Here is a 15,267-nt window from a genome sequence, read left to right as displayed (position 1 = left end):
GCCTCTGGCCGACCCCAGAACGCCGCCGAGGGGAGGGACCCTCCAGACTCCACGGACAAAGTTGCGTGGGGACGAGTAAGAGCCGTGTTAGGTTCTCAGCCTTCTTATGCCGCGAGAGTCTTGCGGGAGCCGATCCCCTGCGCGGAGTCGGCGACCTGAGCTATGCGCGCAAGGAGTGGAATGAACCAAGCAGTACCGCAAACGGAGTATGAGGAACGGCTGGCCGACGCCCTTCAATTTCAGGCGCTCCTGCACGACGAGGGTCTCGTCGTCGAGGGGCACGCCGAGCGCCTCGCCCAGCTTCGCGCGGAGTTCGCGGCGCGGGGCACGGTCGAGCACACCCCGGACGAGCTGACGCACGGCACCCGGATCGCGTGGCGCAATTCGACCCGCTGTGTGGGCAAGTTCTCCTGGCAGCAACTGCATGTCCGGGACTGCCGGCATCTGCGGGGGGCCGAGGAGGTGTTCGGGGGTCTGGTGGACCACCTGCGGGCCGCCTGCAACGGTGGGCGGACCCGGTTGCTGCTCAGCGTCTTCGCGCCGCAACAGCCCGGTCAGCCGGGGCTGCGGGTCTGGAACTCCCAGCTCATCGGCTACGCGGGCTACCGGCAGGCCGACGGCACGGTGGTCGGGGACCCCGCCAACGTCGAGCTGACCGACGCCATCCGCGCGCTGGGCTGGCCGGGCGGCCCCGGCACCCGCTTCGACCTCCTGCCGGTGGTACTGCACCCGCCCGGTGAGGCACCGCGACTGTTCGAGCTGCCCGCCGACGCCGTTCTGGAGGTGCCGATCACGCACCCCACACTGCCGTGGTTCGCCGATCTGGGCCTGAAGTGGTACAGCCACCCGGCCATCTCGAACATGCGCCTTGACCTCGGGGGCGTGTCCTACACCGCCGCGCCCTTCAGCGCGTGGTACACCGCCGCCGAGATCGGGGCGCGCAACCTGAGCGACGTGAACCGTTACGACATGCTGCCCGAGATCGCCCGGCGCATGGGACTGGACACGCGCCGCGACCGGACGCTGTGGAAGGACCGTGCGCTGCTCGAACTCACGACGGCGGTGATGTTCTCCTTTGAGCGGCGTCAGGTCAGCATCCTCGACCATCACACGGTGGCCCGTCAGTTCGTGCTGCACGAGGAGCGTGAGGCCCGCGCCGGTCGCGTCACCCCCGCCGACTGGCGAACGATGGTCGCCCCCCTGTCCGCCTCCACGACCGCGACCTTCGGGCGCACCTACCCCGACGTGATTCTCAGGCCCAACTTTTTCGACCAGCCGACGCCGTGGGTCGCGCCCCAGGCACAGGAGCCGGAGCCGCCACAGCCGCCCCGTCCGGCCACAGGGCAGTGTCCCGTCCACCCTGTCAACGTCAAGCCCCCCGCCGTCTCCGGCTCCACCTCCCCCGACATGAGCGGACCAGCGGGCGCACCGACGTAGAGGATGCCCGGCCACGTGGCGATGTCCCCAGGGCCGGGGCCGACGCGGCGGACCTGCCGCCGAGAGGTGAAGCGCGACCGGAACGCGTGAACTCTGGGTTAAGCGTGGGACCGACTACAGAGTTCGCCGGGCCTCTAGGGTGTGTTCCGAAGTCCGCCTCCCCCGTGGGCGCGGCGCGGGCCGTCGGCGTCCCACCGGGGCGGGCGGCTTCCGAAGGAGAACCACATGACCCTGAACACCGACCGACTCTCCCGCCGCCTGAGCTGGCGCGGCGTCCTCGCCGGGCTGGTGATGGGCCTCGTCTCGACGCTGACCATCCTCGCCCTCGGCCTCGTCATCACGGCCCTGACCGGGATTACCCTGACGGGCACGGGCATCCAGGCAGGCATCTGGACGGCGGTGGCCGCGCTCGTGGGGGCCTACGCCGCCGGGCTGACCGCCGTGCGCGCGAGCGCCCCCGCCACCCACAACACCGACGGTATCGCCGCCATGACCCACGACGACGCGACGCTGACGGGCCTCGTGACGGGCGGCCTGCTCGTCCTCCTGACCACCCTGCTCGCCCTGAACAGCGTGAGCCGCCTGCTGGGCAGCGCGGGCAACCTCGTCGGCAACGTGGCGGGTGCGGCGGCCAACGCGGGAGCCGCCGCCGGGAGCGAGGCCGCCCAGAGCGGGGGCCTCCAGAGCTTCGTGGACGGCATCACCGAGGACGACGTGGTGGACCTGATCGCCGGGAGCAACGCCGACCTCAGCGAGGAGCAGGTGCAGGCCGCCTCCAACGTGGTGACGGGCATCTTCCGCCGCGCCCGCTACGACCTCGGCACCCAGAACCCGGCCAACATCACCGACTTCGCCGGCGCGCGCCTCAATGCCGTCAAGGAGGCGCTGACGGGCGACCAGTTCGTGACCCGGCTGGAGCGCCAGGGCCTGACGAATGCCCAGGCCACCGAGGTCCGCACCGAAGTCACCGAGCAGGTCAACCGTCTGGAGACGCAGGCCCGCCAGGTCGCCGAGACCGCCGAGGCCACCGCCCGCACCGCCGCCCGCAACACCGGCCTCTCGTGGCTGCTCGGCGCGGGCCTGACGCTGCTCCTCGCCGTCATGGGGGCGAGGAACGCCGCCACCCACCGCGCCATCGCCACGCTGCCGACCGACCCGACCCGCCGCTAGGTTCCCTCTTCACGCGCCGTCTCCCAGGGTGGAGGCGGCGTCTTTCGTTGCCGATGACCTGACCAGTTGAGGTGAACTGCGGATCGGGCGAAAGAAGCATCTTCGTGATTAATGGTGGAGAAGGGCAAGCACGCCTGACGCGCTCGCCCTTCTCCTGCGCCTCAAGCGTCGTGAGGCAAGAGTGGGCCGGTTTCCCCTACGCTGGTCCCATGTCCCGCCGTTTCCCATCCCGTCTGCGCCCACTTCTGACCGCGCTGCTGCTCGTGCTGCTCGGCTATCTGGTGGGCACGGGGCAGCGGGTGGTCGTCCGTCCCCCGCTCGTCGTCGGGCAGGACGCCGCGTATCCGGGGGCGCGGGCGGTCGCCACGCTGGAGCGCGCGCCGCAGCCCTTCCTCGACATCCGGCCCGTCGGGCGTGAGGCGGACACGCTGCTGGTCTTCTATCCGGGCGGCTTCGTGCGTCCGCAGGCGTACGAGTGGCTGGGCACGGCCCTTGCCGGGCGGGGGGTGCGGACGGTCATCCCGGTCTTCCCGCTCGACCTCGCGTTCACAGGTACGGGTCGGGCGGATGCGCTCATCGACCGTCTGGGGGCGGGCAAGCGGGTGTTTCTCGCCGGGCACTCCCTTGGCGGGGCGGCGGCGGCGGGCTACGCGGCCCGGCACGCGGGGCGACTCTCCGGCCTGATCCTGATGGGGGCGTACCCGGCGGGCAACGTGAGCCTGCGCGACTCGGGGCTGCAGGTGCTGTCCCTCCTCGCGGAGCGCGACGGGGTGGCGGACGCGGGGGAGGTGCGCGGCGGGCTGGCGCGTCTGCCGCCGGACACCCGGCTCGTCGTGCTGCCCGGTGCCGTCCACTCCTCCTTCGGGCGCTACGGGCCGCAGCGGGGCGACGGGCGGCCCACCGTGCCCAGAGCGGTCACGGAGGCGCAGATCTTCCGGGCGGTGCTGGAGTTCATCGCGGAACCGTAAGGGCGGGCGTCACCACTCGAAGAAGAGGGCGTCGCCGCGCGGGAGGTCGCGCCAGTGGCGGAGTTCACGGGCGGCTTGTCGGTCCAGCGCGGTCAGATCGGACGCCGTGAAGGGCGAGTTCAACCAGCTCGCGTCGGGCACCAGCCACCCCGCCCCCTGCCACCAGGAGGTGAGGGGTGGAATGTCCACGTACTCCCGCCCCCACTCCTCGGCGGCGGGCCAGCGAATGAAGCCGAGGACAGGGGCGAAGACGCTCACCCGCATCCGCACAGTCAACCCACCTCGAGGAGACGCCCAGTTCACGGCATGATGGATGACGTAGGGGCGCGGAGTTCGCTCCAGCGGTGCCGGAGTCCAGCCCGTCTCCCAGCCGCAGCGATAGAGGTCGGCTTGAATATGCGGTGAAGGGTTCTCCTCCAACCGCGCCAGATCGTCCGCCAGCCACACCTCCGCCACGGATGGCACGCGACCCCTCCCCTATCCCAGCGCCGCCCGCAGCCGCTCCACGTCCTCGCGCCACGCCTCCGCGTCCTGTTCATCGGCCCAGAGGTCGGGGAGTTCGCTGTCCTCACCGAGCACACGGCCCAGCGCCTCCCGTGCAAGGTCGCGTAGAGGTTCGAGGTCGGCGGGGTGGGCACCTTCTACCCACGCGCGCAGTCCGGCGTCGGTGATGCGGTCCGTCTCGCCCGTCAGTGCAGCGACCAGCACCTCGGCGGCGGCAAGGGTGCGGTGGCCCTCCTCGGCGGCGAGGAAGTCCGTGTCGGGGTCCAGCGCCACGTCGAACGCCTCGGCGAGCGCGAAGGCCCCGTCCTGCGCCACCTCCTGCGCGAAGGCCGCGCCGACCTCGTTCTCGAAACTGCCGATGCCCCAGATGTTCATGGGGGACAGGCTAACGCCCGTGGGCGCTGTCGTGGTCGGGGTGAATAGAGATCAGATGCAGGGTGTCTCCCGTGCGGGTGCAGAGCAGACGGTTTTTCTGACTGACGCACAGGGTGTACAGCGTCTCGCCGTTCGGTCCGGTTCGTGAGTGCACCTTCTCCCAGTTCAAGCCGGAGGCACGGGAGAGCGTGTCCCAATCCAATGTGTACAGCCGGGCGAGCGTGTTCAGGACGGCATGCCGCTCCGCTTTCTCCAAGCCGAAGAGGTCGCGTTGGAAAGTAGGTACGTTGAGGTCCAGACGCAGGGCGCTCATGCGTCACGGAGTTTGGCGAGTTCCTCGGGTGTTGTCTCACGTGCCGGATTCTGCGCCAGCCACTCAAACGCCTCTCTAAGCTTCACCTGCATCTCCGGCGTGTGCAGCCAGCGTTCGTTGTCGGGGATGACGGTGGCGGTGCGGATGCGCCACACCCCCGGCTCAGGCTGCTCGATCAGGACCGTGCGCCCGGCGTACTCCTTACCGAGCGAAATCTGACCGCTCGCGCCGATCACCTTCAGCTCCGTCTTGCCCTCGCCGTCCCTGATTGTCATGCCTTCATGCTATCAAGCGGGCAGGAAGATCGTTTCACCCCGTCACCCCCGTTCGCAGCCAGTAGGCGCGGTCTGGACGGCCTTTCGCTTCCGTCTCACGCGCCGCGCGTTCGTGGTCGTAGGGCAGGGCGTGGTGAGCGACGTGCCAGCCCACGGGGGTGCGGGTGAGCGTGGCATACCGCGCGTGCGGACTGCAGTTCTCCACGACGTAGGGGAACGGTGCCTCGTCCGTGTACGCGGGCTGCCCGACGCTGCCGGGGTTGACGACGAGCGGCCCGCCGGGAAGCTGCACCACGCGCGGCAGGTGGGTATGGGCGCAGACGACGACGGACGCGCTGACCTCCCCGAGCCGTTCCCGAATCTCGTGGACCGTGGCAGGCCGCGCCCCTTGCGGCGTCACCGTCAGCATCAGGTGGGTCGTGTTACTCGTCGGTGTGCCGTGGCAGCACAGCACGTCATCGAGAGTCAGGGTGAGGGGCAGGCCCGTCAGGAACGCCCGCGCCTCCGCCGAGAGGCCGAGTTCGGATACATCCGGCTCCTCGTCGTGGTTGCCGCGCACGCCGGGAAAGGCGGTCAGGCGGTCCACCGTCCCCTGTGGATCAACGCTGCCCCACACCACGTCTCCGAGGTTGACCGTCACGTCCGCGTCCTGCTGCGCGATGTCTTCTAGCACGGCGTCGAGGGCGTAGGTGTTCGCGTGAACGTCGGCGATCAGGGCGAGGCGCATAGGTGATGATGGGCCAAATCAGGTCTCGTCCGCGAGCGGGTCGGCGTTCTGAAAGTGGTGGTGAGGTTGGGAGGCCGAGGAAAACCCGGCTAGAAACTCCGGCGTCTGTTGCTTCGTCTTGGGCTTGAAGCTGCCCCTGGCAACCGCCCAATCGAAGGCGCTCATATCGAGCGGATACCACGTCAACATGCCCTGCAACCCATGTTCTCGGACCCACGCCTCACCCTTTTCCAGAGTCGTGAAGACGGCGGCGGGATGCTGCGCCCATAGGCCCATGAACACCCAGACGCCGGGCAACTCTGGCGTTTCGACCATTCCGGCCATTCAGACGCCCGCCCTTTCCCGCCCATACCGCTCCTCCACATACTTTTCCAGCAGCTCCTGGAAGTCCTCGGCGATGCGCGGCCCCCTCAGCGTGGTGAGCAGCTTGCCGTCCTGATAGACGGGGGCGCGGGGGTCCTCGCCCGTGCCGGGAAGGGAAATGCCGATGTTGGCGTGCTTGCTCTCGCCGGGGCCGTTGACGACGCAGCCCATCACGGCCACCTGCATCTCCTCCACGCCGGGATATTTCGTCTTCCACTCGGGCATCGTGTCGCGGATGTAGTCCTGAATCTTCTGCGCGAGTTCCTGAAAGAAGGAGGACGTGGTGCGCCCACAACCGGGGCAGGACGTGACCTGTGGAAGAAACTGGCGGAGGCCGAGGCTCTGGAGCATCTGCTGGGCGACCTCCACCTCCAGCTTGCGGGGGGCACCGGGTTCGGGCGTCAGCGAGACGCGGATGGTGTCGCCGATGCCGTCCACGAGGAGCGGGGAAAGGGCCACACTGGAGGCCACGATGCCCTTCATGCCCATGCCCGCCTCGGTCAGGCCGAGGTGGAGGGGGTAGTCGCACAGCGGCGCGAGCTGGCGGTAGACCTGCCACAGCTCGGGCGCGGAGGAAACCTTGACCGAGATGATGATGCGGTCGTGCGGCAATCCCAGCTTCTCCGCATACCGGGCCGAGTCGAGGGCCGAGACCACCATCGCGTCGATCATCACGTCGGTGCCGCTCTTGGGGCTGCCACGCCGTGCGTTCTCGTCCATCAATCGGGCGAGGACCTGCTGATCGAGGCTGCCCCAGTTCACGCCAATGCGGACGGGCTTGCCGTGCTGTTTGGCGACCTCGATCATCGTGGCGAAGTTGGCGTCGTGGTGCTGCCCCGCGCCGACGTTGCCGGGGTTGATGCGGTACTTGGCGAGCAGGCGTGCCGTCTCCGGGAACTCCGCGAGGAGGATATGCCCATTGTAGTGGAAGTCGCCGACGATGGGCACGTCGATGCCGACCTCGTGGAGCCGGGCGACGATCTCGGGAACGGCTGCGGCGGCCTCGCGCGTGTTGACGGTGACGCGCACGAGTTCGGACCCCGCGCGGGCGAGCTGAGCGACCTGAATCGCGGTGGCCTCGGCGTTCGCGGTGTCCGTGTTCGTCATGGACTGCACGACGACGGGGTGCGCGCTGCCCACGGGCACGTTGCCCACCCAGGTGGTCACGGTCCGGCGGCGCGCGGGGTTGAGGGCAGCGGTCATGGCCCCAGTCTAAGCGTGCGGGGGCGGGACGTTTCAGGCGGGGGCGAGGCCGCGCCCCAGAGACGCCAGAGCGCGTCGAGAGGCCGTCCGCGTCGGCACGTCCCGGCGACCCTTCGGTTCTCCCCTCTGTACGCTCGATGTGAACTGCGACTTCAGGGAAAAGCACGTTTTCGTCGTCCAGCAGAAAGACGAGCCGCGCTCGTCACCCCTCTCCCCGGCCCCCTCCCGCAAGGGGAGAGAGGGACAGGAGCACGTCTATGACACTCGCCTTCTCCTGCACATCAAGCGTTCTGTGGGACAGCGCCCGTCCGCCCACCCTGCACTCGAAGAAGCCTGCCGTCTTCTCATCACTCAACCCTTCACCCCCCCGCACACGCCCGCCCGGCCACCCGCCCGCTGAACAGGCAGCCGCCCAGGAAGGTGCCCTCCAGCGAGCGGTAGCCGTGCATCCCGCCGCCGCCGAAGCCCGCGACCTCGCCCGCCGCATACAGGCCGGGCATCGGCTCGCCCCCCGGCTGGAGGACCCGGCCCTGCAAATCCGTCTCCAGCCCGCCCAGCGTCTTGCGGGTGAGGACGTTCATGCGAACGGCGATCAGGGGGCCGCCCGCCGGGTCGAGGATGGGTGCGGGCGGCGAGACGCGGATCAGGCGTTCGCTGAGCAGGCCACGTGCCCCGCGCACGAGGGCGAGTTGAGTGTCCTTACCGACCTCGTTCGCCAGTTGCGCGTCGCGGTCCCGCACCTCGCGTTCCACGGTGGCGTACTCCACCTCGTCCGTGCCGACGAGGGCGTTCATACCTGCCACGAGGTCACGCAGATTGTCGCGAATCACGAAGTCCGAACCGTGGTCCATGAAGGCCTGCACCGGCCCCTGCACCCGGCCCGTCGCGCGGCGCAGGGTGAGGCGCACGCTCCGGCCCGTGAGGTCGGGGTTCTGCTCGCTGCCGGAGAGGGCGAATTCCTTCTTGATGATGCGGCGGTTGAGGAGAAACCACGTGTGGGGGTAGCCGTGCCGCGTCACGTGCGTCAGCGTGGCGAGGGTGTCGAAGCCGGGGTAGTGCGGATGGGGGAGCCGCCGCCCGGTCGGGTCGAGCCACAGACTGCTCGGTCCCGGCAGGACGCGGATGCCGTGGCCCGGCCAGATGGGATTCCAGTTTCGCAGCCCCTCGGTGTAGTGCCACATACGGTCCTCGTGGATGAGGTTCGCGCCCGCCCGCGCCACCGCCCCCTGCAACTCGCCGTCCACATGCCGGGGCACGCCCGCGACCATGTGGGTGGGAGGTGATCCCATACGCTCGGTCGGCCAGTTCCTCCGCACGAGGTCGAGGTTGCCGCCGATGCCCCCGGAGGTAATGACAACCGCGCCCGCGTTCAGATTGAAATCGCCCACCACGACGCGCGAACTCGCCTCACCCCGTCCCACCTCGGAGGGTTCAAGAACATCGCCGGAAACGCCGTGGACGACCCCGTTCGTGACGTTTAGGCCCCGGACGCGGTGGCGAAAGCGGAACGTGACCCGGCCCGCCGCCGCGTGTGTCCGCACCCGGCGCTCGAAGGGTTCGAGCACGCCCGGCCCGGTGCCCCAGGTGATGTGGAAACGCGGCACGCTGTTGCCCGGTGCCCCTGCCCCCTGCCCGCCGCGCTCGGCCCAGCCCACGGCGGGGAAGAAGCGCACGCCCTGGGCACGCAGCCACGCCCGCTTCTCCCCCGCCGTGAAGTCGAGGTAGGCGTCGGCCCAGCGCCGGGGCCAGTGGTCCTCGGGGCGGTCGAAGCCTGCCGTGGCCGCCCAGTCGCGCCCGGCCAGCTCGCGCGAGTCGCGGATGCCCAGCCTGCGCTGCTCCGGCGAGTCGATGAGGAACAGGCCGCCGAAGGACCAGTACGCCTGCCCACCGAGCGATTGCTCGCCCTCCTGATCGAGCAGCAGCACGCGCTTGCCCGCGTCGGCAATTTCAGCGGCGGCAGTCAGCCCGGCGAGTCCGGCACCGACGACGATCACATCTGCATCATGGGTGGGCATGGGGAACCTTTCGGGAGGGGAACGGCGAGGGGCCGCCCCCGTGGGGGAGGAGCGTGGAAGGGTGCATGGACGGTGAGGCCCAGTAGACTGCCTTCTCCCGACCGTGGCAACTGGAGCGGAGCGAACCCTTACAACTCCTCGAAGTAATCCACGTCCAGGCGACGGATGCTGTAGGTCTCGCGCGTCAGGACGCCCACGCTGTAGTCGATCATCAGGCGGGCCAGCGTCTCCCCATCGAGCAAAATAATGTTCCCGATTTGAGCGGCAGTTGTCTTTGCGCCGTCGCTGAAGCTAGACGTGGTGATGAACACGCCTTTGCTGGCACGGTGGAACGTCAGGCTTCCGGCGAAGGTTCTAATCTCCGGGCTATGGACAGGGTTAGACCAGCGTTTGGCTTGCAGATACACGCGATCCAGGCCCAGGGGGTCCTGTTTGATCATGCCGTCGATGCCATTGTCACCGCTCCGGCCCAACGCCTGCCCTGCGTCACGTACATTTCCGCCGTAGCCCATCGCTACCAGCACTTCAACCACCAGCCGCTCGAATTGGGTGGGCGTCAAGCCCTGTACCTGTGCGAGGAGTTCCCTGGTCAAGGCCGCGTTCAGGCTGGCGTAGAGCGCAGCCAATTCTTCCTCCGGGGAAAGAACAGGTGCTCCGTTCTCAGGAGTTGGTGGCGTGGTGGTGGGACTGGCTCCCGTTCGGGGTGCCTGAAAGGTCTGAAACTCAGGAAAAGCCTCCAGCATCTGGGTATGGATGGGTTCCTGGTGCTCACGCAGGAGCGTCCGTCCGCGTTCCGTGACCCTCACCCAGCCCCGTTGCGGACTTTCTAGAGCGGCGGCTTTGAGCAGGTACGTTTTCGCCCAGCCGATCCGGTTCATGTAGGTGGCCTGCCGTCCACTGGGAAGAAGCTCCGCCATCTCCTCCTCAGACAGCCGAAACTGCTTGGCCAGGGCGGCGTAAATGTCCTGCGTTCTTCTGGGTTCACCGTCTATTAGAAGCTGGAGCAGCGGACGCATGAACGTCTGATAGTCGGGAATGGGCACCCCAGCAGTGTAGAAAAAAGCCGCCGACCTCCTCTCCCCAGGTCAGCGGCCCCTCAATACTCGTCCCCAACCCTCATCCCTTCAATCCGTGTACGCCCCCACCGCCGCGCTGCTCACCAGCTTCGCGTACTTCGCCAGCACGCCGCGCTTGTAACGCGGTTCGGGGGCCACCCACGCCGCGCGCCGCCGCTCCAGCTCCGATTCGTCCACGTGCAGGGTGAGTTGCAGCGTCTCGGCGTTCAGCTCGATGGTGTCGCCCTCCTGCACAAGGGCGATAGGGCCGCCCACGTAGGCTTCCGGCGCGACGTGCCCCACGACCAGCCCGAAGGTGCCGCCGCTGAAACGCCCGTCGGTGATCAGGCCCACGGAGTCGCCCAGGCCCTTGCCGATGATGGCCGAGGTGGGCGAGAGCATTTCGCGCATGCCGGGGCCGCCCTTCGGTCCCTCGTAGCGGATGACGAGCACATCCCCGGCGCGAATCCGGTCGCCCATGATCGCCGCCATGCACTCCTCCTCCGAGTCAAAGACGCGGGCGGGACCCGTGATCTTGATGCTCTTGAGGCCGCTGATCTTGGCGACCGACCCCTGTGGCGCGAGGTTGCCACGCAGGATGGCGAGGTGCCCCTGCGTGTAGATCGGCGTCTCGAAGGGGAGGATCACGTCCTGCCCCGCGTCGGGCGTCTCCGGCTCGTCGGCCAGATTCTCGGCGACCGTCCGGCCCGTCACGGTCAGGCAATCGCCGTGCAGGAGGCCCGCCTTCAGCAGCATCTTCATCACGCGCGGGATACCGCCCACCTCGTGCAGGTCGGTCGCCACGTACCGCCCGCTCGGCTTGAGGTCGCAGAAGACGGGCGTGCGCTCGCGGATGCGCTCGAAGTCCTCCAGCGTGAGGTCGATGTCGCAGGCGTGGGCGACCGCCATGAGGTGCAGCACGGCGTTCGTGGAGCCGCCGACGGCCATGATGACGGTGATCGCGTTCTCGAAGGCCTCTTTGGTCAGGATGTCGCGCGGGCGGATGTCCTGCTCGATCAGTTTGATCAACGCGCGGGCGGAGTCGGCGCTGCTCATCGCCTTTTCCGCATCCACGGCGCTCATGGTGGAGGAGAAGGGCAGGCTCATCCCCATCGCCTCGAAGGCGCTGCTCATCGTGTTCGCCGTGTACATGCCGCCGCACGAGCCGTTGCCGGGGCAGGCGCGCTTCTCGATCTGCTCGAAGTCATCGCGGCTGATCTTGCCCGCTCCGAACGCGCCCACGGCCTCGAACACGGAGACGATGGTGAGGTCCTTGCCGTCGTAGTGGCCCGGCTTGATCGTGCCGCCGTAGACGAAGATCGCGGGGATGTTCAGCCGGGCAATCCCGATCATCGCGCCGGGCATGTTCTTATCGCAGCCGCCGACCACGATCACGCCGTCATGACTCTGGCCGCGCGAGACGGTCTCGATGGAATCGGCGATGACCTCGCGGCTGACGAGGCTGCACTTCATCCCCTCCGTGCCCATGCTGATGCCGTCGGACACGGTAATCGTGCCGTACACCTGCGGCATCGCGCCGCCCTCGCGGATGGCGTCGGTGATATGGCCCGCCAGCTCGCCCAGCCCGTTGTTGCAGGGCGTGATGTTGCTCTGAGCGTGCGCCACGCCGATGATCGCCTTCTCGAAGTCGCCATCACCGAAGCCGACCGCGCGCAGCATCGCCCGATTGGGGGCACGCTCGTCGCCCTGCGTGACTTGGTGGCTGTTCCAGTTGAGCTTGCGCTTGGTCGCCGTGTCGGTCATGCCCCCAAGCTACGCCAATCCTCCAGCCCAACAGGAACGGTGACACAGACAGGCGGGGCTACGACCGCTGCAACCCCTTCTCGGTCAGTTGCACGCTCTCCAGGTCGAAGCCGAAGGTGGCCTTCGCGCCCTGGCCGATGGCGGTCTTGACCTGACCCAGCAGCGCCGGGTTCTTCTTGGCGGCCTGCACATAGCCGCTCACGAGCATGGTCTGGATGAGCATGCCCTCGGCGATCTCCTGCTTCTGCGCGTCCGTCGTCCTGGCGAAGCCGGGGGTGCGCGACATCGCGCTCACGAACTGCTGGCGGACGGCAGTCACCAGCGCGCGGCTGGGGTCGTCGTCGCGGCCCCGCATGCCGTACCACGCCGTGATGAAGTAGACGGTCAGCGTGTCGGCCACGTCGTTCGTCTTCAGGCCGTACTTGGCGATGCCCTTGCCCGCGAGCGCGATCACGTCCTGCGAGGCCAGCGCCCGCTCCAGCTCGGCGGCGGTCTTGGGGTCGGTGGCGCGCACCCGGCTCACGATGCCCGCGAAGTTGCGCTTGCGGACCTCCGGGCTGGGGCGGAAGGTGGTCGAGACGGACGCCGTGGGAGCCGCCCGCTGCGCCTCCGACTGCGTGAGGGCGTCCAGCGAGAGCGTGTTCGTGAGCTGCCCCATGTCGAACACGCCCTGCGCCCTGGGCGGCGAGAGAAACGTCAGCATCGTCGTCAATACGCCTGCGGCCACTGCCCGCCCGGTCCACCTCATAGGTCCGCCTCCTCACCACTCTGGGTTGACCGCGAGTGTACCGGGTTCGGGGGTGGGGGAAATACAGGCTAAAGAAGAAGAGGGGGTGGTGCCCTCTTGTCCTTCCCTTATGGGTCAGGGGGATGACGTGTTCCTACTCGGCGGTCCTTACCAAGCCACCCGCCCGCTCCACTCGCTCCACCCCACTCGGCTCCGGGCGACGCCGCGCGAGGACGGTGAGCAGGGTCAGTCCGGCGAGGCCGCTCAGGCTGAGGGGGGCGAGAATCGGGATGTCGCTGCCGCCGCCCATGCCTGCGGGCGGGGCACCCGTGGGGGCCGCACTCGTGCTCGTCGCCGAGACGCTGACGGTCGTCGTCTGCGCGCTCCGGGCGGCGTCCTCCGCGATCTCCTTGCGGTGTTCGTTCGCCCCGTACAGGCCAGAGAAGGTGAGTACCGCCAGCAGCGCCACCACCACGCCCTGCACGACGCGCTGACGCCAGAAGGCGAGGAGCGTCACGGCGAGGCCCACGAGCGTCGCGGCGAATCCGATAATCTGCGTACCCCTTTGGAAGTGGTCGTACAGCACCAGTTCCACGGCGAGGAACGCGAACCCGGCGGCGCAGATCACCAGCACGAGGTCGGGGAACCGGGGGCGGAGGCGCTGGCTCAGGCGATTCAGGGTCATGCCTGAAGGGTAGGCGGGGGGTGTGCAGGGACCGTCCGGACCGTGTGCAGGTCCTGTCCAGGCGCGTCACGTCGGAGGGGAAACGAGAGGGAGCGATCCTCCCGAGTCGCCCGCACCCTCACTGCCGCCCTCAGCCGATATTCAGGCCCACGTCGAACGTCGCCCGGTACCCCTGCTCCGGGCTACCCGTGAGGTTGAGCAGGAGCTGGTTGCCGCCGTTGCGGTAGATGCCGTCGTTCGCGTTCAGGACGTTGCGCCGACCCTTGCGGTTATAGGGGGCGCGGGCGTGAACGCGGTCGGTGACGGCCTCGGGGAAGAACAGTTGCGACGTGAACTCACCCGTGGCCTGCCCGGAGGTGTTCAGGGGCTGCAACTTGAAGTGAATGTGGACGGCGCGGCCCGGATACCAGCCGGGATAGACGGTCGTGAAGGTCGCCCGGCCCCGCGCGTCCGTGACCTGAGCGCCCCGCAGGAAGTCGCCGCTGTTGCCCTCCACGTCCGAGTACACACCGAGGGCGTCGCACTGCCACACGTCCACGAGGACGTTCGAGCGGGGCTGGCACGCGTTCGCCGCCACGCGTGAGGTCACGAACTCCAGCGTCAGCGGCACGCCCGCGCTGACGGCACCGCCTCGGGTATCGCGGCGGATGTCACTGCGGCGCAACCTCTCGTCCACGAAGTACGGTCCCTCCGTCATGGCGGGGCGCACCACGCAGCCGGGCAGGCCCGCCCCGCCGCTCGCGCCCGCGCTCGTGCCGCCTGACCCACCGGCGGGAGGAGGCCCGCGCCGCTGGGCGAGGACGCTGCCGCCCACCGCCAGCCCCGCCCCGCCGAGGCCGAGCAGCCGCAGGGCCGCACGCCTGCTCAGCAGGGTTCCGATCATCTCGTCGTCGTTGTCCTCGTCGTGGTGATTCTGGGGGTGCGGGTTCATGGCAAGCCTCCTTGAAGGGTGGGGGTAGCTTAGCCCCCGTGAGTTAAAGGGGGGTTGGAACGAAAGGTGATCTGCTCCCCTAACTGCCTTCCGTAGAGTGGGGAGGTCATGGGTATTCGTGTAGGTTTTTACTTCGGCGGTCCGGATGGCCTCCTCTCCTGCTTCTTGAACTCACCCCTGGATCAATTTCAAGAATTTCTCGTCGAAACTTCCAACGAGTTTCCGGGCGACATCAGCTCAACAAGCCTCCAATTGGTGGAAGAGGTCAAGTCAAGTGGAGTTCACGCGTTGAAGAGGGCAACAGTCCTCGACTACAAGTCGGTAGACGTGTTTATAGCAGATTGGATGCTCTTTCTAGATGTGGGGCACAAGTACAAGCTCGCCGGGGCGTCAGACAGTTGGATCAAAGTCCACAACTATAAAGAGCTACGTGACGTTTTTGAGGCAAGAGGGTTTACCGAAATCGCCCGCCTGCTCACGTACATACCCGATGGGAGACCGATCTTGAGACATGAACTACTCCACCCCTTCTACGCTGAGGACGAGGTTCTGAAAGTGGGTTACTGGACCTCCGAGGAGGCAAGGTTTCTTCGGGAGGCCATAAGCGAGCTGAGTGGAGAAGAGTGGTCTGACGGCCTGACAGATTTTATGAGGGCGAACGAAAAACGAGCTGCCAGCCGACTTCGAGCGTTGTTTGTAGTACAGTATGAGGGCGTTTTCGTCCGCTCAGTGGCTCAGGGTCAGGCTTACCCTGG

The 15,267-nt window shown here is 67.9% G+C and carries 17 protein-coding genes; 4 read left to right on the top strand and 13 right to left on the bottom strand.

Features of this window, described 5'->3' with window-relative positions:
• Positions 1-180 precede the first annotated feature (180 nt).
• From V3W47_RS14305 to V3W47_RS14295, 3 genes are all read left to right on the top strand, one after another.
• The gene (locus V3W47_RS14305) at positions 181-1,437 is read left to right on the top strand and encodes a nitric oxide synthase oxygenase (RefSeq protein WP_331825901.1); all 1,257 of its coding nucleotides are present in this window, start codon (positions 181-183) and stop codon (positions 1,435-1,437) included.
• Positions 1,438-1,662: 225 nt separating this feature from the next.
• Complete coding sequence (locus V3W47_RS14300; RefSeq protein ID WP_331825900.1) at positions 1,663-2,607, top strand: hypothetical protein; 945 nt, start codon at positions 1,663-1,665, stop codon at positions 2,605-2,607.
• A 209-nt stretch (positions 2,608-2,816) separates the two neighbouring features.
• Positions 2,817-3,575, top strand: a complete 759-nt coding sequence (locus V3W47_RS14295) for an alpha/beta hydrolase (protein WP_331825899.1) — start codon at positions 2,817-2,819, stop codon at positions 3,573-3,575.
• A 9-nt stretch (positions 3,576-3,584) separates the two neighbouring features.
• Here V3W47_RS14295 and V3W47_RS14290 read toward each other — a convergent pair whose 3' ends face one another.
• From V3W47_RS14290 to V3W47_RS14230, 13 genes are all read right to left on the bottom strand, one after another.
• Complete coding sequence (locus tag V3W47_RS14290) at positions 3,585-4,040, bottom strand: hypothetical protein (RefSeq protein WP_331825898.1); 456 nt, start codon at positions 4,038-4,040, stop codon at positions 3,585-3,587.
• Between the two features lie 12 nt (positions 4,041-4,052).
• A complete protein-coding gene (locus V3W47_RS14285; RefSeq protein WP_331825897.1) occupies positions 4,053-4,454 on the bottom strand; it encodes a DUF4259 domain-containing protein in 402 nt (133 codons plus the stop codon).
• Positions 4,455-4,464: 10 nt separating this feature from the next.
• On the bottom strand, positions 4,465-4,767 hold the full coding sequence (locus tag V3W47_RS14280; RefSeq protein ID WP_331825896.1) for a hypothetical protein: 303 nt from the start codon (positions 4,765-4,767) through the stop codon (positions 4,465-4,467).
• Positions 4,764-5,042 (bottom strand): hypothetical protein, encoded by a 279-nt coding sequence (locus V3W47_RS14275; protein WP_331825895.1) that lies wholly within the window; start codon positions 5,040-5,042, stop codon positions 4,764-4,766. Before V3W47_RS14275 ends, V3W47_RS14280 begins: the two co-directional genes overlap by 4 nt.
• Positions 5,043-5,076: 34 nt before the next feature.
• Positions 5,077-5,769, bottom strand: coding sequence for a metallophosphoesterase family protein (locus V3W47_RS14270; protein ID WP_331825894.1), 693 nt, complete (start codon positions 5,767-5,769; stop codon positions 5,077-5,079).
• 18 nt (positions 5,770-5,787) lie between these two features.
• On the bottom strand, positions 5,788-6,084 hold the full coding sequence (locus V3W47_RS14265) for a DUF7710 domain-containing protein (protein WP_331825893.1): 297 nt from the start codon (positions 6,082-6,084) through the stop codon (positions 5,788-5,790).
• A 9-nt stretch (positions 6,085-6,093) separates the two neighbouring features.
• The gene (gene ispG, locus V3W47_RS14260; RefSeq protein WP_331825892.1) at positions 6,094-7,335 is read right to left on the bottom strand and encodes a flavodoxin-dependent (E)-4-hydroxy-3-methylbut-2-enyl-diphosphate synthase; all 1,242 of its coding nucleotides are present in this window, start codon (positions 7,333-7,335) and stop codon (positions 6,094-6,096) included.
• Between the two features lie 359 nt (positions 7,336-7,694).
• Positions 7,695-9,350 (bottom strand): FAD-binding dehydrogenase, encoded by a 1,656-nt coding sequence (locus V3W47_RS14255; RefSeq protein WP_331825891.1) that lies wholly within the window; start codon positions 9,348-9,350, stop codon positions 7,695-7,697.
• 128 nt (positions 9,351-9,478) lie between these two features.
• Positions 9,479-10,393, bottom strand: a complete 915-nt coding sequence (locus tag V3W47_RS14250; protein ID WP_331825890.1) for a restriction endonuclease — start codon at positions 10,391-10,393, stop codon at positions 9,479-9,481.
• Between the two features lie 81 nt (positions 10,394-10,474).
• The gene (gene ilvD / locus V3W47_RS14245; protein ID WP_331825889.1) at positions 10,475-12,169 is read right to left on the bottom strand and encodes a dihydroxy-acid dehydratase; all 1,695 of its coding nucleotides are present in this window, start codon (positions 12,167-12,169) and stop codon (positions 10,475-10,477) included.
• 58 nt (positions 12,170-12,227) lie between these two features.
• Positions 12,228-12,917: a DUF6683 family protein gene (locus V3W47_RS14240; protein WP_331825888.1), complete on the bottom strand. Its 690-nt coding sequence runs from the start codon at positions 12,915-12,917 to the stop codon at positions 12,228-12,230.
• A gap of 133 nt (positions 12,918-13,050) precedes the next feature.
• Positions 13,051-13,581: a hypothetical protein gene (locus V3W47_RS14235; RefSeq protein ID WP_331825887.1), complete on the bottom strand. Its 531-nt coding sequence runs from the start codon at positions 13,579-13,581 to the stop codon at positions 13,051-13,053.
• 130 nt (positions 13,582-13,711) lie between these two features.
• Positions 13,712-14,512: an intradiol ring-cleavage dioxygenase gene (locus V3W47_RS14230; RefSeq protein ID WP_331825886.1), complete on the bottom strand. Its 801-nt coding sequence runs from the start codon at positions 14,510-14,512 to the stop codon at positions 13,712-13,714.
• Between the two features lie 108 nt (positions 14,513-14,620).
• Between V3W47_RS14230 and V3W47_RS14225 the strand changes: the two genes are divergently transcribed.
• Positions 14,621-15,267: hypothetical protein (locus tag V3W47_RS14225; RefSeq protein WP_331825885.1), on the top strand; the 647-nt coding region annotated here is incomplete at its 3' end.

This window comes from Deinococcus sp. YIM 134068 (genome assembly GCF_036543075.1).
Classification (GTDB): Bacteria; Deinococcota; Deinococci; order Deinococcales; family Deinococcaceae; genus Deinococcus; species Deinococcus lichenicola.
Note: the sequence above shows the minus strand (reverse complement) of the source record. Positions and strands in the feature narration are given on the sequence as shown.